Below are 17,536 nucleotides of genomic sequence, written 5' to 3' on the forward strand. Positions count from 1 at the left end.
GGGCTGGTCTCGATACTGGATACGATAAACCGACTCAACCGCATAGCCTGAACCGCCGTATACGGAACCGTACGTACGGTGGTGTGAGAGGACGGCGGGAGTAATCCCGCCTCCTACTCGATCCTGCTGTACTTGTTATGGCAGCTGCGCGCGGGAGATCTTTCGAGGTCTGCCGGGGTCCGATATGCCCGGTCTTGCACACCTGCGCACAGCTGCCACCCTTATTCGCGTGCAAGCGGAAAGGGCGCAGCCTCCATCACATATCGGAGCTGTAAATCATGGTAAAACCCACCCCGAGTCCACTCCTCTTTACCGTAACCCCCCAGCTAACCACCGAAACCCTGCTGGTCAATGCCAGCGAAACCCTGTCCTCCCTCAACGCACTCACTTGCACGCTGGCCTTCGACCTGGACGCTTCCCAGCGCGCGATCATGCTCGGCATTCAACAGCTGGCCGAGCTCGGCCAATTGCTGGTCGACAGAGCAATGGAGCAAGTCAGTCCTTCGCCTATCTAAACCACGCCACCGAGCAAATGTGGGAGGGGGTTTGCTCCCGATAGCGGTGGGTCAGTTGCCTATTTATCAACTGACCGCCTGCTATCGGGAGCAGACTCCCTCGCACATTTTGTGCTTGATCGTTCCCATAAAGGGACCTATCGTTCCCTTATTGGGACTCTCCGGCCTTCACCATGCAAACCTTATCGCTCAGTTCCGCGCTTTTCACCGTCACCCAGCAGAAAGTGCTTGGCCTGCTGTTCGGCAAGCCCGAGAAAAGTTTCTTCACCAATGAAATCGCGCGCTGGGCCCAGGTGGGTAAGGGTAGTCTCACCCGCGAGCTGACGCGTTTGCAGCTGGCCGGCATCCTGAGCGTAACGCGCCAGGGCAACCAGACCCATTACCAGGCCAACCCTCTGTGCCCGATCTACTCGGAGATGCTGGCTATCGTGCGCAAGACGCTTGGCCTGGATGAGCCATTGCGCAACGCACTGGCACCGTTCGCCGCGCAGATCACCTGGGCGTTTGTTTACGGCTCCATCGCCAAGGGCGAGGCGCACTCATCCAGTGACATAGATCTCATGCTGATCGGCAAAAGCCTCAACTACAGTGAAGTCATGGAACAGCTCATACCGCTGGAAGAGCAACTGGGCCGCACCATCAACCCGACGCTTTACACCCCTCAAGACTGGATCGGCAAATGGAATGCCGGCAACAGCTTTGTGCAACGGGTCGTACAGCAGGACAAGATCAATCTGATTGGGGGAAATCCCCTGGAATCCATGGATGGACAGCAAGGCAAACCTGGAGAATCTGCAACGTAGTGGTGGCTTGAAAGCCGAGCCGCCGGATCGCAAGGAATGTGATGGGCTGATGCGCTCGGCCCGTGACCGGTTGAAAGACGCCGCAACCGCGCCGCTATCGTTCGCCAGTCGTTTCGACCTGGCCTACAACGCCGCTCATGCCATGGCGCTTACAGCCTTGCGTCTGCAAGGGTATCGCTCCGACAAACGCTATCTGGTCTTTCAATGTCTGGTACACACCACCGAAGCGAACAAGGTGGAGGTGAGGTTATTGGTGCTGTGCCATGAGCGCCGAAATCTGGCGGAATATGAGGGCTACATGGATGAAGACGAGGCGCTGCTAAGTCAATTGATGAGCGCCGCAATGGCGCTGTTGAAGAAAGTGGAAGAGCTTCTTGCTGGTCATAAATGGGGATAACGCGCCTTTCCTGCGACCGTGATCCACTGAACACCACCGAGCAAATGTGGGAGGGGGCTTGCTCCCGATAGCGGTGGGTCAGTTGCCTATTTATCAACTGAGGCACCGCTATCGGGAGCAAACCCCCTCTCACATGTTGTTCTTCACTCAGCCCAACTCAGCATTTGCTCATACTCCATTACTCCAGCCGTAACGATCCGCCGTCCAACTTGATTGATAGCCCCCCCATTCACTCCTAAGGTAAGCCCACGACAGCAAACCCGTGGAGCAACCATGACAACAACAAGCACCCCGAACGCGCGCTGGACGCGGCGTCGCGACGAGAAACAGCGGCGGCTCGGGCTGGTTTCGCACTACGCAGACGGGGCTGTGTTGCCCGGCGACAGGATCGTCGAAGCACTCGAAGCACTGATCCTGCCCGGCGACCGCGTGGTGCTGGAGGGCAATAACCAGAAGCAAGCCGATTTCCTCTCCCGCTCGCTGGCCAAGGCCGACCCCGCCAAGCTCCACGATTTGCACATGATCATGCCCAGTGTCGGCCGTTCCGAGCACCTGGACCTCTTCGAAAAAGGCATCGCCCGCACGTTGGACTTCTCCTTCGCCGGCACCCAGTCCCTGCGCATCAGCCAGTTGCTCGAAGACGGCCTGCTGGAAATCGGCGCGATCCACACCTACATCGAACTCTACGCGCGCCTGGTGGTGGACCTGATCCCCAACGTGGTGCTATCGGCCGGGTTCATGGCCGACCGCGCCGGCAACATCTACACCGGCGCCAGCACCGAAGACACCCCGGCGCTGATCGAGCCCGCCGCGTTCAGCGATGGCATCGTCATCGTGCAGGTCAATCAGTTGGTGGATGACGTCACCGATCTGCCCCGTGTCGACATCCCCGCCAGTTGGGTGGATTTCGTGGTGGTGGCCGACAAACCGTTCTACATCGAACCGCTGTTCACCCGCGACCCGCGCCACATCAAGCCGGTGCATGTGCTGATGGCGATGATGGCGATCCGTGGCATTTACGAAAAACACAACGTGCAGTCGCTCAACCACGGCATCGGTTTCAACACCGCCGCTATTGAGTTGATCCTGCCCACCTACGGTGAATCCCTGGGCCTGAAGGGCAAAATCTGCCGCAACTGGACCCTCAACCCGCACCCCACGCTGATACCCGCCATCGAAAGCGGCTGGGTGGAAAGTGTGCACTGCTTCGGCACCGAGCTGGGCATGGAAAACTACATCGCCGCCCGCCCGGATGTGTTCTTCACCGGCCGCGACGGCTCGATGCGCTCCAACCGGATGTTCAGCCAGCTTGCCGGCCAATACGCGGTGGACCTGTTCATCGGCGCCACCCTGCAAGTGGACGGCGACGGCCATTCCAGCACCGTCACCCGTGGCCGCCTCGCCGGTTTCGGTGGTGCGCCGAACATGGGCCACGACCCGCGCGGTCGTCGCCACGGCACTCCGGCGTGGCTGGACATGCGCCACGGCGACGCGCCCGAAGCGTTGCTGGAACGCGGCAAAAAACTCGTGGTGCAAATGGTCGAGACCTTTCAGGAAGGCGGCAAACCCACCTTCGTCGACACCCTCGATGCGGTGGACGTGGCGCGCAAAAGCGGCATGCCCCTGGCGCCAATCATGATCTACGGCGATGACGTCACCCACTTGCTCACCGAAGAAGGCATCGCCTACCTGTACAAGGCGCGCTCCCTCGAAGAGCGCCAGGCGATGATCGCTGCCGTTGCCGGGGTCACCGCCATCGGCCTGCGCCATAACCCCAAAGACACCGCGCGCATGCGCCGCGAAGGCTTGATCGCGTTGCCCGAAGACCTCGGTATCCGCCGCACCGACGCCACCCGCGAGCTGTTGGCCGCCAAGAGCGTGGCCGACCTGGTGGACTGGTCCGGTGGCCTGTACAACCCGCCCGCCAAATTCAGGAGCTGGTAAATGCGCGCCCTCAAACTGCATGAACTGAGCCTGGCCGATCGCCTGGCCGATCTGGCCGTCGATGCGCTGATCGATGAAGCCGACCTGTCGCCCAAACCCGCACTGGTGGACCGTCGTGGCAACGGCGCTCACCGCGATCTGCACCTGGGCCTGATGCATGCTTCGGCGTTGTCGCTGTGGCCGATGTTCAAGGCCATGGCTGAAGCGGCGCTGGAATGCGGCGAGGTCGGCGTGCCGCTGCGCGAAGCCCTCGGCCGTATCGGCCGCGAAGGCGAGCAGGCGATGCTCGTCACCACCGATGGCGTGAACACCCATCGCGGGGCGATCTGGGCGCTCGGCCTGCTCACCGCTGCCGCCGCGCTGGAGCCACGCGCCCTCACGCTGAACGCCGCCCGACTGGCCCTGCTCAACGACCGCTACGCGCCGCACACCGCAAGCCACGGCGCCTTGGTTGCTCAGCGCTACGGCGCACGCGGCGCCCGTGAAGAAGCCCAGCTCGGCTTCCCCTCGGTGATGCAACGCGGCCTGCCGCAACTGCGCAAAAGCCGCCAGCAGAACACCGGCGAACAGAACGCGCGCCTGGATGCCTTGCTCGCGATCATGACGGACCTTGGCGACACCTGCGTGCTCTACCGCGCCGGCCTTGAAGGCCTGCAGGCGATGCAGCAGGGCGCCCAGGCCGTGCTCGACGCCGGCGGCAGCGCCAGCCTCGCCGGGCGCCGCCAGTTGCACGCACTCGACCAGCAACTGCTGGCGCTGAACGCCTCCCCCGGCGGCGCCGCCGACCTGCTGGCCGCCTGCCTGTTTATCGACCGCCTCGACGGAGCACTGTGATGGAAACCTTGTCCTTTGAATTCCCCGCCGGGCAGCCGCCCAAAGGCCGTGCACTGGTGGGCTGCGTCGGCTCTGGCGATCTGGAAGTGCTGCTGGAACCGGGCACGCCCGGCACGCTGAACATCCAGGTGCAGACCTCGGTGAACGGCGCGCAGCTGCGTTGGCAGCACCTGTTCGAACGCATCTTTCAGGAACACACGCCGCCGGCGTTGAACATCGATATCCACGATTTCGGCGCCACCCCGGGCGTGGTGCGCCTGCGCCTGGAGCAGGGCTTCGAGGAGATCGGCCATGACTGACTTGCTCAACAAGCACAGCTTCGTCGAACTCGGTGCCCGGCAGCGCGCCAGGGCGCTGCTCGACAGCGGCACGTTCCGAGAACTGATCGATCCGTTTCAGCGCGTCATGTCCCCGTGGCTCAGCCGGCAGGGCGTGGTGCCCCAGGCCGATGACGGCGTGGTGATCGCCAAGGGCAGCATCGCCGGTCTGCCGGTGGTGATCGCCGCCATTGAAGGCAATTTTCAGGGCGGCAGCCTCGGTGAAGTGGGCGGGGCCAAAATCGCCGGGGCGCTGGAGCTGGCGGCTGAAGACAACCGCATGGGCATCGAGACCCGTGCCGTATTACTGCTGGAAACCGGCGGCGTGCGTCTGCAGGAAGCCAACCTGGGCCTTGCCGCGATTGCCGATATTCACGCGGCGATTGTCGACCTGCGCCAGTACCAGCCGGTGATCGGCGTGGTGGCGGGCAGTGTCGGCTGTTTCGGCGGCATGTCCATCGCGGCCGGGTTGTGCAGCTACCTGGTAGTCACCCGCGAAGCACGCCTGGGCCTGAATGGCCCGCAAGTGATCGAACAGGAAGCGGGCCTGGAGGAATACGATTCCCGCGACCGCCCGTTTATCTGGAGCCTGACCGGCGGCGAGCAGCGTTTCAACAGCGGCCTGGCCGACCGTTATGTGGCCGACGATGTGGCGCAGATCCAGCAGACCGTCACCGCGCTGTTGCAGCAAGGCGTGCCCGCGCAACAACGCAGCCGACAGGCCGAGCATTACCTGGCGCGCTTGGACGCGCTGGACGCCACCCCGCAAATCGAGCCGGCGACGGTTCGCGCGCTGTATCAGGGAGAGCGCTCATGAGAGGGTTGCAATGGTTTAACGCACTGAGCACGGGCGCAACAGTGGTCGAAGGCTTGCCGGCCTCGCTGAAAGTCGCTGACGGCGTATTGGGTGGACAGCCGGTGCGCTTTATTGCCGTGGTCACCGACCCGGATAACCGCTTCCCCCGTGCACGCAATGGCGAGGTCGGCCTGCTGGAAGGCTGGGGCCTGGCCAAGGCGGTGGACGATGCCATCGCCCGTGGTGACCAGCGCCCGATCATCGCCATCGTCGATGTGCCGAGCCAGGCCTATGGCCGCCGCGAAGAAGCCCTCGGCATTCACCAGGCCCTGGCCGCCGCCGCCGACAGTTATGCCCGCGCACGCCTGGCCGGGCACCCGGTGATCGGGCTGCTGGTGGGCAACGCCATGTCCGGCGCGTTTCTCGCCCACGGCTACCAGGCCAACCGGCTGATTGCCCTGCGCGATCCGGGCGTGATGGTGCATGCGATGGGCAAGGCCTCGGCCGCGCGAGTGACGTTGCGCAGCGTCGAAGAACTCGAAGCCCTGGCCGCCAGTGTGCCGCCCATGGCTTACGACATCGACAGCTTCGCCAGCCTTGGCTTGCTGTGGGAGACCCTGTCGGTCAGCCAGATCGAACAGCCCACGGCGGACGATGTGGCGCGGGTCGGCGACTGCCTGCTCAAGGCCATCCGGGATGTAGACGGCCGTGACTTGAGCGGTCGTCTGGGCGCCAGCAATCGCGCCGCTTCCAGCCATGTGCGCCAGTTGCTGCGGGAGCAATGGTGAACGCCCACGACCTGCTCTGGGGCATGACCCCGGCGCAGTTGCCCGCGGACGCCCCGACCTGGGCGGTGGAAGCCATCAGCGCCGGCCATCCGGTGGTGGTGCGCCGCGCGCTCGTCGCGCCGGGCCATGTGGCGGTCGGGGTGCGCGGGCGTTTGCGTGAGCAGCGTTTTGCCACGGTGATGCCCCTTGCGCAGGTGACCCGGCGGGTGGTGCCGGAAGCGCTCGGCGCCGTGGTTTCGCCGCGGGATCTCCCCGCGCTGCGTGCGCTCGAGCACCTGCGCCCACTGTTGGGTCAGCACGCGTGGGGCGTCGCCGGCAGCGCCGGATTTGAATTGGCGACCGGCATTGAAGCGCTGCATGCCCACAGCGATCTGGATTTGATTCTGCGCAGCCCCGAGCGGTTTGAGCGCGGCGATGCGCAGGGCCTGCTGGCCGTCCTCGACACGGCGGTATGTGCCGTGGACCTGCAACTGCAAACCCCGTTCGGCGCGGTGGCCCTGCGCGAATGGGCCGGCGGATCGCGCCGCGTGCTGCTCAAAACCAGTGGCGGTGCGCAGCTGGTTACAGACCCCTGGCAGGCCGTGGCATGAGCAGCCTGCTGGTGTTTCCGGGGCAGGGCGCGCAACGGCCACGCATGCTTGAGCAACTGCCCGCCGCTGTGCTGGACGAGGCCAGCGCCGCCCTGGGTGAAGAGGTGCGCCAACTCGATTCTGCGCAGGCCCTGGCGTCGACCCGCGCCGTTCAGCTGTGCCTGTTGATCGCTGGCGTCGCCCACGCACGGCGGTTGCAGCACACGCCGGATTACGTGGCGGGCCTGTCCATTGGCGCCTACCCGGCAGCGGTGATCGCCGGGGCGCTGGACTTTGCCGATGCGCTCAGGCTGGTGGCCCTGCGCGGCGAACTGATGCAGAACGCTTATCCACAGGGCTACGGCATGACCGCGCTGATCGGCCCCGAGTTATCCACCGTCGAAACCCTGCTGGCGGAGATTCACAGCGCCGAAACACCGGTGTACCTGGCCAATATCAATGCCGATAACCAGACCGTCATCGCCGGCAGTGACGAGGCCATGCAGCGCGTCGCCCAGCGCATCAGGGGCAACGGCGTGGCCAGGCGCCTGGCCGTCAGCGTGCCGTCCCACTGCGCGCTGCTTGAACAACCGGCCCAGGCGCTGGCGCAGGCGTTCGTGCCACTGAACAGACCGCGCATTACCTACCTGAGCAGCACCCGCGCGCGGCCGATCCACAACCCCGAGCAGTTGCGCGACGACCTGGCTTTCAACATGTGCCGCATCGTCGACTGGCGCGGCACCGTGCAAAGCGCCTACGAGCGCGGCGTGCGCCTGCAGATCGAACTGCCCCCCGGCGCCGTGCTCACCGGCCTGTCACGCCGCCTGTTTGACCAGGGCACGGTGATCGCCTGCGAAGGCGCGCGCCTGGACACCTTGCAGGCCCTGCTGCAAGAGGAGGAACGCCGCCACCGATAAAGCACTACCCAAGGCTTTCGAAGCACAACAACAAAAACTTTCGAACGAGCACTTTGAGGACAACAACAATGATTATCTACGGTGTGGCATTGCTGGCGATCTGCACGCTGGCGGGCGTGATCATGGGCGACATGCTGGGCGTGTTGCTGGGCGTCAAATCCAATGTGGGCGGAGTGGGGATCGCGATGATCCTGCTGATCTGCGCGCGTTTGTGGATGCAAAAGCGCGGCGGCATGACCAAGGATTGCGAGATGGGCGTGGGTTTCTGGGGCGCCATGTACATCCCCGTGGTGGTGGCGATGGCAGCGCAGCAGAACGTGGTCACCGCCCTGCATGGCGGGCCGGTGGCGGTGCTCGCGGCCATCGGTTCCGTGGTGGTGTGCGGATGCACCATCGCCCTGATCAGCCGCACGCACAAGGGCGAGCCGTTGCCGCCCGAAGAGCCGTTGATCCTCGCTGCGGGAGGTCGCTGACATGTGGGACCTCATCGAGAAAGGCCTGGAACACAACGGTCTGATTACCGCGTTTGCCTTTGTCGGCGTGGTGATGTGGATTTCCGTGGTGCTGTCCAAACGCCTCACGTTCGGGCGCATTCATGGTTCGGCGATTGCTATCGTCATCGGCCTGGTGCTGGCCTGGGTGGGCGGCACGTTGACCGGCGGGCAGAAGGGCCTGGCGGACCTGGCGTTGTTCTCCGGCATCGGCCTGATGGGCGGCGCAATGCTGCGCGATTTCGCCATCGTCGCCACCGCGTTTGAGGTGCAGGCCACCGAGGCGCGCAAGGCCGGGATGATCGGTGTGATCGCGCTGCTGCTGGGCACGATCCTGCCGTTTATCGTCGGTGCGAGCATGGCCTGGGTGTTCGGCTATCGCGATGCGGTCAGCATGACCACCATTGGCGCGGGCGCCGTGACTTACATCGTCGGCCCGGTCACCGGCGCGGCGATTGGCGCGACCTCGGATGTGATGGCGCTGTCGATTGCCACCGGGTTGATCAAGGCGATTCTGGTGATGGTGGGCACGCCGGTGGCGGCGCGCTGGATGGGGCTGGACAACCCGCGGTCGGCGATGGTGTTTGGTGGGCTGGCCGGCACGGTCAGCGGGGTGACGGCGGGGCTGGCGGCGACGGATCGGCGGTTGGTGCCGTATGGGGCGTTGACCGCGACGTTCCATACCGGGCTTGGGTGTTTGCTGGGGCCTTCGTTGTTGTACTTCATTGTGCGGGGGTTGGTGGGCTGAATTCGAGGTGGGTGGTGGCTGGTCTGGCGCTATCGGGAGCAAGCCCCCTCCCACACTTGACTGCATTCCAGCACGAGTACGCGGTCAACCTGTGGGAGGGGGCTTGCTCCCGATAGCGGTGTCTCAGGCTGGCAGCTGCCGATTGGCATACATCCGACACTCCGCCAGCAGGGCGAGCAAGTTCGGATCGCGCTCCTTGGCCTTCAAGAACACCACCCCAATCTGCTGCTGCAACCGGTACCTGGGTTGCAGCGGTATCAGCTTCACGCGGTTCTCGTACACCGCCGCAATCCGCCCGGGCAGCAGGGCATAACCCACGCCGGAACTGACCATGCTCAGCAAGGTGAAGATGTCGTTGACCTGCATCGCCACCTTCGGCTCGAACCCCGCCTGCTTGAACACCCGGTTGCCATCCTGGTGGGTGGCGAAGCCCTGGGTGAGGGTGATGAAAGTGGCGTCGCGCACATCGGCCAGGTCGATCTCCTGCTCGCGGTCGAAGGGTGAATCCGCGGGCGTGGCGAGGAAAATGTCGTCGGAAAACAGCGCGATCTGCTCGCAGTCGGGGTCGTTGGCGTGTTCGTCGAGGGAGATGAGGATCGCGTCCACCTCCATGTTCTTGAGCTTGTAGAGCAGGTCGAAGTTGGAGCCCAGGATCAGGTCGATGTTGAGTTCGCTGCGGCGGATCTTCAGGCCCATGATCAGTTGCGGCACGGTCTTTACGGTCAGCGAGTAGAGCGAGCCCAGCTTGAAACGCTCGGCGGAGAAACCGGCGGCTTCGCGAGTCAGGCGCACGCTGTCGACCACGTCGGCCACCAGTTTTTGTGCGCGCTCTTCGAGTACGTAGGCACTTTCCAGCGGCGTAAGGTTGCGCCCCTCGTGCTTGAACAGCGGGCAGCGCAGGGCGTTTTCCAGGGAGTGAATGGCGCGGTGCACGCTGACGTTGCTGGTGTGCAGCTCGGCGGCGGCGCGGGCCAGGTTGCCGGTGCGCATGAACGCCAGGAAGATTTCCAGCTTCTTGAGGGTGAATTCTTCGTCGATCAGCATGGCCGTGGCTCGGGTTCGAATGCCCTCGATTGTGCCTGCAAAAGCGCAGCGCTCCCAGCCAGGAACAACACACAGCACTTGCACTCTGATGCGCAAGGCTGGACGCTTGCCAGCCTGTTCTTTTGGCTGACGGGAGGTTTACGACAGATGTACCACGGAGAACGATTCAACGCCTGGAGCCATTTGCTTGGTGCGGTCGCGGCGTGTATTGGCGCTGTGTGGATGTTGGTGGTGGCGAGCCTGGACGGCAGCCCCTGGAAGATCGTCAGCGTGGCGATTTATGGCTTTACGTTGATGGTGCTGTACAGCGCCTCGGCGGTGTACCACAGCGTGCAGGGCCGGCGAAAAGAGATCATGCAAAAGGTTGATCACTTTTCGATCTATTTATTGATCGCCGGCAGCTACACGCCGTTTTGCCTGGTAACGCTGCGCGGGCCGTGGGGCTGGACGCTGTTCGGGATTGTGTGGGGGCTGGCGGTGATCGGCATCCTGCAGGAGATCAAGCCGCGCTCCGAAGCACGGATCCTGTCGATTGTGATCTATGCCGTGATGGGCTGGATCGTGCTGGTGGCGGTCAAGCCGCTGCTCGCCGCGCTGGGCACGGCGGGGTTTGCATGGCTGGCGTCGGGCGGGCTGCTGTACACCGTGGGCATTATCTTTTTTGCCCTGGAGGACCGGCTGCGGCATTCCCATGGGATCTGGCACCTGTTCGTGATCGGCGGGAGCCTGCTGCATTTCGTGGCGATCATGCATTACGTGCTCTGATCCATAGACGGCAGGAGCAAGCGCGCTTCTGCCGTTATAGCGTCGCCAACTGTTTTTGTGCCCATTGGCTGGCGATGCTCAGCAACTTCGCCAGCATATGCGGCGGCGGCTCGTCGGCCCGGGTCAGGGCGTAAAGGGTGATCGGCAGCGGCGGGGTGAGTGTGCGGATGCAGGTGGTGGCGGTGGATGCGCCAAGCGCGGTAAAGGGGTCGATAACGGTCAGGCCGGCACCGGACTCGACCATGGCGCGGGCCAGGGAGTAAGTCTGCACCGATATCGTCACGCGCGGCGGCGGGTCGACATTTTCCAGGTAACTGTCGAGCTTGGTCGCCAGTGGGTCGGCGCTGGAAAGGCCGATCAGCGCAGCGCCCGCCAGGTCGGCCAGGGGCAATGGCTGGTTCAGCTCGGCGTCGGGCCAATAACCCTTGGACGCCAGCGCCACCAGCACGCCGTTGGCGAGTACCTGGGTGGTAAGCCCCGGATGGCCGGAAAAATTCAGCGTCAGCGCCAGGTCAATCTCGCGCATCAACAGCTTCTGCACCAGTTCGCGGCTGTGGTCGCTGGACAGCTCGCAGGCGATGTCCGGGTAGTCGCGTCTCCATTCCAACACTGCCGGCGGCAACAACGACAACGCCAGTGCCGGGATCGCGCCGATACGCACGCTGTGTCCCGGCGCGCGGCGCAAACTCTTGGCCAGGCGCCGCACGCCTTGCAGGCTCGCGGTGACTTTCTCGACTTCGCTTTCCAGCGCCAGCGCCTCCGGTGTGGGTTGCAATTTGCCGCGAACCCGCAGGAACAGCGGAAAACCCAACTGCAACTCGGCGTGCTGCAAGACTTTGGTCACCGCCGGTTGCGAGACGTGCAGCAACTGTGCGGCGGCGCTGACGGAGCCGGTCTGGCGGATGGCCTGGAAGATTTCGATATGACGCAAGCGCATGGCAAGTCCATAACCTTTGTTTATAGGTGGACCATCTTTATTCATTGTCGTCAGCCTGTCACCTGCCCCTAGGCTTGAGCGCTCTTAATCAACGGCTGGGGGGGCGGTATGGCCAGGCAGGTTTGCATCATCGGAGGTGGGGTCATTGGCTTGGCGAGCGCGTATGCGCTGGTGCGTGCCGGCCATGAAGTGACCGTGATCGATGCACGCGACAGCCTGGGCAGCGAAACCAGCTTCGCCAATGGCGGGCAGTTGTCCTACCGCTATGTCGCACCCCTGGCTGATGCCGGGGTGCCGCTGCAGGCGATTGGCTGGTTATTGCGTGGTGACTCACCCCTGAAGCTGCGCCCCCGGCTTGATCCACAGCAATGGCGCTGGATGGCGGCTTTTATCGGCGCCTGCCGGGGCTCGGTGAACACGCGCAACGCCGCCCACTTGCTGCGCCTGGCGACCTTGAGCCAAGGCACCTTGCAGCAATGGCGCGAGGAGGATCGCCTGGGCGATTTCGACTGGCGGCGCAACGGCAAGCTGGTGACCTTTCGCAGCGCCGCGACCTTCGCGCATGCACGCAGCAGGGTCACGGATGGCCTGCAGCAGCAGGTGCTGTCCGCTACCGATTGCACGCGCCTGGAACCGGCGCTCGCGGGTGATGATTTTGTCGGCGGGATCTATACGCCCGACGAGGAAGTCGCGGATTGTCATGCCTTTTGCCAGCAATTGGCGGCGCGGCTTGAGGCATCGGGGCGTTGCACGTTTTTGTTGGGCCGCAGGGTCACCGGCATTCGTCACACCCACGGGGCGGTGCACACCCTCGAGTTGGGTGATGAGGTGATGCCGACCGAGCATGTGGTGCTGGCGGCAGGGCATCGCAGCGCTGAGTTGGGCTTGCCGGGGTTATCACTGCCGTTGTATCCGCTCAAGGGCTACAGCCTGAGCGTGCCGATTGGCGCGCAGCACCAGGCGCCGAATGTGAGCATCACCGACTATGAGCGCAAGATCGTCTACGCGCGCATCGGTGAGCAACTGCGCATAGCTGCCATGGTGGATATCGTCGGCTTTGATGCCAGCCTTGAGCCCAAACGGCTGGCCTTGATGAAACGCCAGGCTCTGGAGACGTTTCCGCTGGCCGGCGACTACGCCCACGCGGTCGAATGGGCCGGCATGCGTCCAGCTACCCCGACCGGCGTGCCGCTGATTGGTGCCAGTGTTTATCGCAATTTGTGGCTGAACCTTGGTCACGGCGCCCTCGGTTTTACCTTGGCCAGCGGCAGCGCCCAACTGTTGGCTGAACTGATCAACCAACAGGTTCCTTCCATTGACATGCAGGGCCTGACGCCCCGCGCCGCTTGAGGATGCCCCATGACCATCAACCGAATCAGCAGCAACGAGCGTCTCAGTGGCGCAGTCACTTTCAAGGACCTGGTGTGCCTCTCAGGCCAGGTGCCGGGGGAAGGGCAGGACGTGATGACGCAAACCCGCGAAGTGCTGGCCAAAATCGATGCGCTGTTGGCCGAGGCGGGCAGCGATAAGGATCACCTGCTGAACGCGACGATTTACCTGAAAGACATTGGCAGCGGTTTTGCGCCGATGAACGAGGTGTGGTCCGCATGGCTGTCGCCGGGGCTGGCGCCTACACGCACTACCCTGCAAGCGGAGCTGGCGCGGCCGACTGTGCTGGTGGAAATCAGCGTGATTGCCGTACGTAAATAACTCAAAGACCAACGGAGCATAACAATGAAAAGAATCCTGTTGACCGGCTGCACCCTGGGGCTTTTGTTTGGCGCGCAGGCCTATGCGACTCAAACCCCTTTGGACGGCACGCTAAGCAAGATCGCCAATGCCCGATCCATCACCCTGGGTTATCGCGATGCGTCGGTACCGTTTTCCTATGTGGGGGATAACAGCGGCAAGCCCATGGGCTATTCGGTAGACCTGGCAAGCAAGATCGTCGAGCGTATCCAGCAGAAAATCGGCGGGGCCGACCTTAAGGTGAAATACAACCTGGTGACCTCGCAAACACGTATTCCGCTGGTGCAGAACGGCACTGTCGACCTGGAGTGCGGCTCCACGGGGGTGACCGCCGACCGGCAGAAACAGGTGGCGTTTTCCTACGGGTTTATCTACGTGAAAGGCCAGTTGCTGACGGCCAAAGACAGCGGAATCAAGGGGTTTTCTGACCTCGCTGGCAAGAACGTGGTCACCACCGCCGGCACCACCAACGAGCGCTTTCTCAAGAGTTACAACGCCGAGCACGAGGCCAATATGTTTGTCATCAGCGCCAAGGACCACGGCGAAGCGTTCAAGATGCTCGAGACAGGCCGCGCCGTGGCGTTCTATATGGACGATGCGTTGCTCTACGGCGAGCGTGCCAAGGCCAGGGACCCGCATAACTGGGTGGTGGTGGGCGAGGAGCAGTCGCGAGAGATCTACAGCTGCATGGTGCGCAAGGACGACCCGCAGTTTCTCGCGGTGGTCAACGAGGCGCTCGGCGACCTGTACCGCAGTGGCGAGATCAACGGGATATACCAGCGCTGGTTCGAACAGCCGATCCCGCCGAAGGGCCTGAATCTGGAATTCCCGATGACCCGCGAGTTGAAGGCGATTATTGCCAAACCGGTAAGTGACCCGGTGGAGTGATAACCCAATTCAAATGTGGGAGCGGGCTTGATTGAGTTTGCAAGGCAGGTTAGAAGTCGCCCCATAATTGCTGGGCAACGGCCAGCGCCACCACCGGTGCCGTTTCGGTGCGCAATACCCGCGGGCCGAGGCGGGCGGCGTGGAAGCCGGCGCCTTGCGCGGTTTCGACTTCTCCATCCGTCAGCCCACCCTCAGGTCCGATCAGGAAGGCCAGGCTCGCAGGCCTCGCATGGCTGACCATCGGCTCGGCCACCGGGTGCAGCACCAGCTTCAACTCGGCCTCTGTCTGCTTCAGCCAATCGGCCAGCAACAACGGCGGATGAATCACCGGCACCGTCGAACGCCCGCATTGCTCACACGCGCTGATCGCCACCTGCCGCCAGTGCAGCAGGCGTTTGTCGGCGCGTTCGTCTTTAAGCCGCACTTCGCAGCGCTCGCTGAAAATCGGCGTGATGGCGTTGACGCCCAGCTCGGTGGCTTTCTGGATTGCCCAGTCCATCCGCTCGCCACGCGAGAGACCCTGGCCGAGGTGGATATGCAGGGGCGATTCAGCCTGGCCAGCGAAGTTTTCGGTGAGTTGCACAGTGACGCGCTTTTTACCCACTTCCAGCAGGCTGCCCAGGAACTCCTGGCCGGAGCCGTCGAACAATTGCACGGCGTCGCCTTCGCCCATGCGCAACACACGGCTGATGTAGTGCGCCTGGGCTTCGGGCAGTTCATGCTCGCCAAGGCTCAGCGGCGCGTCGGTGAAAAAGCGGGACAGTCTCATTTCTGTTCTCTGGAAAAGGTGTGAAGGCAATCAACCCGGATCGCGGAAGCCTGGGTGAAAATCGGTTGGCACCGCCACGCTGACTTTGCTGTTGGTCGCGATGTCGATGCCTTCGCTGGCCACTTCGGCCAGGAAGTCGATCTGCTCCGGTGTAATCACATACGGTGGCAGGAAATACACCACGCTGCCCAGCGGCCGCAACAGCGCGCCGCGCTCCAGGGCGTGCTCGAAGACCTTGAGGCCACGGCGTTCCTGCCACGGGTAGGCGGTTTTGGTGGCTTTGTCCTGGACCATTTCGATGGCCAATACCATGCCGGTCTGGCGCACTTCCGAGACGTGGGGGTGGTCCACCAGGTGCGCGGTGGCCGTGGCCATCCGCTGGGCCAGGGCCTTGTTGTTTTCGATGACGTTGTCTTCTTCGAAAATATCCAGGGTTGCCAGGGCCGCAGCGCAGGCCAGCGGGTTGCCGGTGTAGCTGTGGGAATGCAGGAAGGCGCGCAGGGTCGGGTAGTCGTCGTAGAAGGCGTCGTAGACATCATCCGTGGTGACCACCGCCGCCAACGGCAGGTAGCCGCCGGTGAGGGCCTTGGACAGGCACAGGAAGTCCGGACGGATGCCGGCCTGCTCACAGGCGAACATGCTGCCGGTGCGGCCAAAGCCCACGGCGATTTCATCGTGGATCAGGTGCACGCCGTAGCGATCGCACGCTTCGCGCAGCAGCTTGAGGTAGACCGGGTGGTACATGCGCATGCCGCCGGCGCCCTGGATCAGCGGTTCGACGATCACGGCGGCGACGGTGTCGTGGTGCTCGGCCAGGGTCTGTTCCATGGCCAGGAACATCGTGCGCGAGTGTTCTTCCCAGCTCACGCCCTCGGGGCGCAGGTAGCAGTCCGGGCTCGGCACTTTGAGGGTGTCGAGCAGCAGCGCCTTGTAGGTTTCGGTAAACAGCGGCACGTCGCCCACCGACATCGCCGCAATGGTTTCGCCGTGGTAGCTGTTGGTGAGGGTGACGAAGCGCTTTTTATTCGGCAGGCCGCGGTTGAGCCAGTAGTGAAAGCTCATCTTCAAGGCGACTTCGATGCATGACGAACCGTTGTCGGCGTAGAAGCAGCGGGTCAGGCCCTCGGGCGTCATCGCCACCAGGCGCTCGGACAGCTCGATCACCGGCTGGTGGCTGAAGCCGGCGAGGATCACGTGTTCCAGCTGATCGACCTGGTCCTTGATGCGCTGGTTGATGCGCGGGTTGGCGTGACCGAACACGTTGACCCACCATGAACTGACGGCGTCGAGGTAGCGCTTGCCTTCGAAGTCTTCCAGCCACACGCCTTCGCCGCGCTTGATCGGGATCAGCGGCAGTTGCTGGTGGTCTTTCATCTGGGTACAGGGATGCCACAGCACCGCGAGGTCGCGCTGCATCCACTGGTTATTCAGGCCCATCGGTGATCTCCTCGAAGCGGTCCTGCGCCGGGCGCAGGCGAAACAGTCGCGCAAGCCTATGCAATGGGCGGCTGTGTCACAACCCATTACGGATGAATTGGCAGTAAACGCAGGACGGTGTGTCACGTTTATTCGGGATAGTCCTTAATCCGATGTTAATTTACTGTTCATACCCTCCAGATCGCATTTTTCGATATTTCAAAGCAAAATTTTCGGCTTTAATTCGATAGATAAATCGCTAGTCTTGGGCACAGCACTTACGGGATTAAGTACATGCAGTTACGCAATTCTCCGGCCCGTTACGGTTGGGTCAGCATGGTTCTGCACTGGGGCGTGGCCCTGGTGGTGTTCAGTCTGTTCGCGCTGGGACTGTGGATGGTCGGCCTGGACTATTACAGTGCGTGGCGCAAAGAGGCGCCGGACCTGCACAAGAGCATTGGCATCACGCTGTTCGCCATCATGCTGCTGCGCGTGGTGTGGCGCCTGCTCAGCCCGCCGCCGCCGGCGCTGGCCAGCTACAGCCGTATGACCCGTATCGGTGCCGCCTTCGGCCACGCATTTTTATACGTGGGCCTGTTTGCGGTGATGATTGCCGGTTACCTGATTTCCACCGCAGACGGTGTCGGTATCCCGGTGTTTGGCCTGTTTGAAATTCCTGCGCTGGTTTCCGGTCTACCGGACCAGGCAGACACCGCCGGCTGGGTGCACCTGTACCTGGCCTGGGTGTTGGTGGTCTTCGCCGGCTTGCATGGCGTGGCTGCGTTGAAACACCACTTTATCGATCGTGATGTGACCCTGCTGCGAATGCTGGGGCGCAAAGCCTGATGT

The 17,536-nt window shown here is 63.1% G+C and carries 21 protein-coding genes; 17 read left to right on the forward strand and 4 right to left on the reverse strand.

From position 1 onward, the window contains the following. Positions 1-278: 278 nt before the first annotated feature. The 12 genes from LUB09_RS19615 to madM all read left to right on the forward strand — a co-directional run bounded on the left by LUB09_RS19615 (position 279) and on the right by madM (position 9,119). Positions 279-515 (forward strand): DUF6124 family protein, encoded by a 237-nt coding sequence (locus LUB09_RS19615; protein WP_231423472.1) that lies wholly within the window; start codon positions 279-281, stop codon positions 513-515. Between the two features lie 173 nt (positions 516-688). Then, positions 689-1,318: a nucleotidyltransferase domain-containing protein gene (locus LUB09_RS19620; protein WP_057006536.1), complete on the forward strand. Its 630-nt coding sequence runs from the start codon at positions 689-691 to the stop codon at positions 1,316-1,318. After that, on the forward strand, positions 1,281-1,715 hold the full coding sequence (locus LUB09_RS19625; protein ID WP_057006537.1) for a hypothetical protein: 435 nt from the start codon (positions 1,281-1,283) through the stop codon (positions 1,713-1,715). The genes LUB09_RS19620 and LUB09_RS19625 overlap by 38 nt, the downstream gene beginning before the upstream one ends. Positions 1,716-1,988: 273 nt before the next feature. Next, the gene (gene mdcA / locus LUB09_RS19630) at positions 1,989-3,659 is read left to right on the forward strand and encodes a malonate decarboxylase subunit alpha (protein ID WP_231423473.1); all 1,671 of its coding nucleotides are present in this window, start codon (positions 1,989-1,991) and stop codon (positions 3,657-3,659) included. Then, positions 3,660-4,493 carry a triphosphoribosyl-dephospho-CoA synthase gene (locus tag LUB09_RS19635; protein ID WP_231423474.1) on the forward strand — a complete coding sequence of 278 codons (834 nt, stop codon included), beginning with the start codon at positions 3,660-3,662 and terminating at the stop codon, positions 4,491-4,493. Next, positions 4,493-4,792 (forward strand): malonate decarboxylase subunit delta, encoded by a 300-nt coding sequence (locus LUB09_RS19640; RefSeq protein WP_057006540.1) that lies wholly within the window; start codon positions 4,493-4,495, stop codon positions 4,790-4,792. Before LUB09_RS19635 ends, LUB09_RS19640 begins: the two co-directional genes overlap by 1 nt. Continuing rightward, the gene (locus LUB09_RS19645; RefSeq protein WP_231423475.1) at positions 4,785-5,627 is read left to right on the forward strand and encodes a biotin-independent malonate decarboxylase subunit beta; all 843 of its coding nucleotides are present in this window, start codon (positions 4,785-4,787) and stop codon (positions 5,625-5,627) included. Before LUB09_RS19640 ends, LUB09_RS19645 begins: the two co-directional genes overlap by 8 nt. Next, positions 5,624-6,394 carry a biotin-independent malonate decarboxylase subunit gamma gene (gene mdcE, locus LUB09_RS19650; protein WP_209985879.1) on the forward strand — a complete coding sequence of 257 codons (771 nt, stop codon included), beginning with the start codon at positions 5,624-5,626 and terminating at the stop codon, positions 6,392-6,394. The genes LUB09_RS19645 and mdcE overlap by 4 nt, the downstream gene beginning before the upstream one ends. Then, positions 6,388-6,984, forward strand: a complete 597-nt coding sequence (locus tag LUB09_RS19655) for a malonate decarboxylase holo-ACP synthase (RefSeq protein WP_231423476.1) — start codon at positions 6,388-6,390, stop codon at positions 6,982-6,984. Before mdcE ends, LUB09_RS19655 begins: the two co-directional genes overlap by 7 nt. After that, positions 6,981-7,880, forward strand: a complete 900-nt coding sequence (gene mdcH, locus LUB09_RS19660) for a malonate decarboxylase subunit epsilon (protein ID WP_231423477.1) — start codon at positions 6,981-6,983, stop codon at positions 7,878-7,880. The genes LUB09_RS19655 and mdcH overlap by 4 nt, the downstream gene beginning before the upstream one ends. Positions 7,881-7,948: 68 nt before the next feature. After that, positions 7,949-8,353, forward strand: a complete 405-nt coding sequence (madL, locus tag LUB09_RS19665) for a malonate transporter subunit MadL (RefSeq protein ID WP_124425307.1) — start codon at positions 7,949-7,951, stop codon at positions 8,351-8,353. A gap of 1 nt (position 8,354) precedes the next feature. Further along, positions 8,355-9,119, forward strand: coding sequence for a malonate transporter subunit MadM (gene madM / locus LUB09_RS19670; RefSeq protein WP_057006546.1), 765 nt, complete (start codon positions 8,355-8,357; stop codon positions 9,117-9,119). A 123-nt stretch (positions 9,120-9,242) separates the two neighbouring features. Here the strand turns inward: madM and LUB09_RS19675 are convergent, their stop codons facing one another. After that, positions 9,243-10,163: a LysR family transcriptional regulator gene (locus tag LUB09_RS19675; protein WP_057006547.1), complete on the reverse strand. Its 921-nt coding sequence runs from the start codon at positions 10,161-10,163 to the stop codon at positions 9,243-9,245. Positions 10,164-10,310: 147 nt separating this feature from the next. Here LUB09_RS19675 and trhA point away from each other — a divergent pair, with 147 nt between their 5' ends. After that, on the forward strand, positions 10,311-10,928 hold the full coding sequence (trhA, locus tag LUB09_RS19680; RefSeq protein ID WP_209985871.1) for a PAQR family membrane homeostasis protein TrhA: 618 nt from the start codon (positions 10,311-10,313) through the stop codon (positions 10,926-10,928). Between the two features lie 34 nt (positions 10,929-10,962). Here the strand turns inward: trhA and LUB09_RS19685 are convergent, their stop codons facing one another. After that, on the reverse strand, positions 10,963-11,865 hold the full coding sequence (locus LUB09_RS19685) for a LysR family transcriptional regulator (RefSeq protein WP_231423479.1): 903 nt from the start codon (positions 11,863-11,865) through the stop codon (positions 10,963-10,965). A gap of 108 nt (positions 11,866-11,973) precedes the next feature. On the opposite strand from LUB09_RS19685, the gene LUB09_RS19690 reads away from it, so the two are divergent. From LUB09_RS19690 to LUB09_RS19700, 3 genes are read left to right on the forward strand one after another with little or no spacing between them, the layout of a single operon-like run. Next, the gene (locus LUB09_RS19690; RefSeq protein ID WP_231423481.1) at positions 11,974-13,215 is read left to right on the forward strand and encodes a D-amino acid dehydrogenase; all 1,242 of its coding nucleotides are present in this window, start codon (positions 11,974-11,976) and stop codon (positions 13,213-13,215) included. 9 nt (positions 13,216-13,224) lie between these two features. Then, a complete protein-coding gene (locus tag LUB09_RS19695) occupies positions 13,225-13,575 on the forward strand; it encodes a RidA family protein (RefSeq protein ID WP_231423483.1) in 351 nt (116 codons plus the stop codon). 24 nt (positions 13,576-13,599) lie between these two features. Next, on the forward strand, positions 13,600-14,502 hold the full coding sequence (locus tag LUB09_RS19700) for a transporter substrate-binding domain-containing protein (RefSeq protein WP_209985860.1): 903 nt from the start codon (positions 13,600-13,602) through the stop codon (positions 14,500-14,502). Between the two features lie 49 nt (positions 14,503-14,551). On the opposite strand, the gene LUB09_RS19705 is transcribed toward LUB09_RS19700, so the two are convergent. Both LUB09_RS19705 and LUB09_RS19710 read right to left on the reverse strand, forming a co-directional pair. Further along, positions 14,552-15,271 (reverse strand): 16S rRNA (uracil(1498)-N(3))-methyltransferase, encoded by a 720-nt coding sequence (locus LUB09_RS19705; RefSeq protein ID WP_231423486.1) that lies wholly within the window; start codon positions 15,269-15,271, stop codon positions 14,552-14,554. Between the two features lie 30 nt (positions 15,272-15,301). Continuing rightward, positions 15,302-16,708, reverse strand: a complete 1,407-nt coding sequence (locus tag LUB09_RS19710; RefSeq protein WP_209985854.1) for an adenosylmethionine--8-amino-7-oxononanoate transaminase — start codon at positions 16,706-16,708, stop codon at positions 15,302-15,304. A gap of 273 nt (positions 16,709-16,981) precedes the next feature. On the opposite strand from LUB09_RS19710, the gene LUB09_RS19715 reads away from it, so the two are divergent. Next, on the forward strand, positions 16,982-17,533 hold the full coding sequence (locus LUB09_RS19715; protein WP_209985849.1) for a cytochrome b: 552 nt from the start codon (positions 16,982-16,984) through the stop codon (positions 17,531-17,533). Positions 17,534-17,536: the final 3 nt, after the last annotated feature.

Source organism: Pseudomonas sp. Leaf59, assembly GCF_920984685.1.
GTDB lineage: Bacteria > Pseudomonadota > Gammaproteobacteria > Pseudomonadales > Pseudomonadaceae > Aquipseudomonas.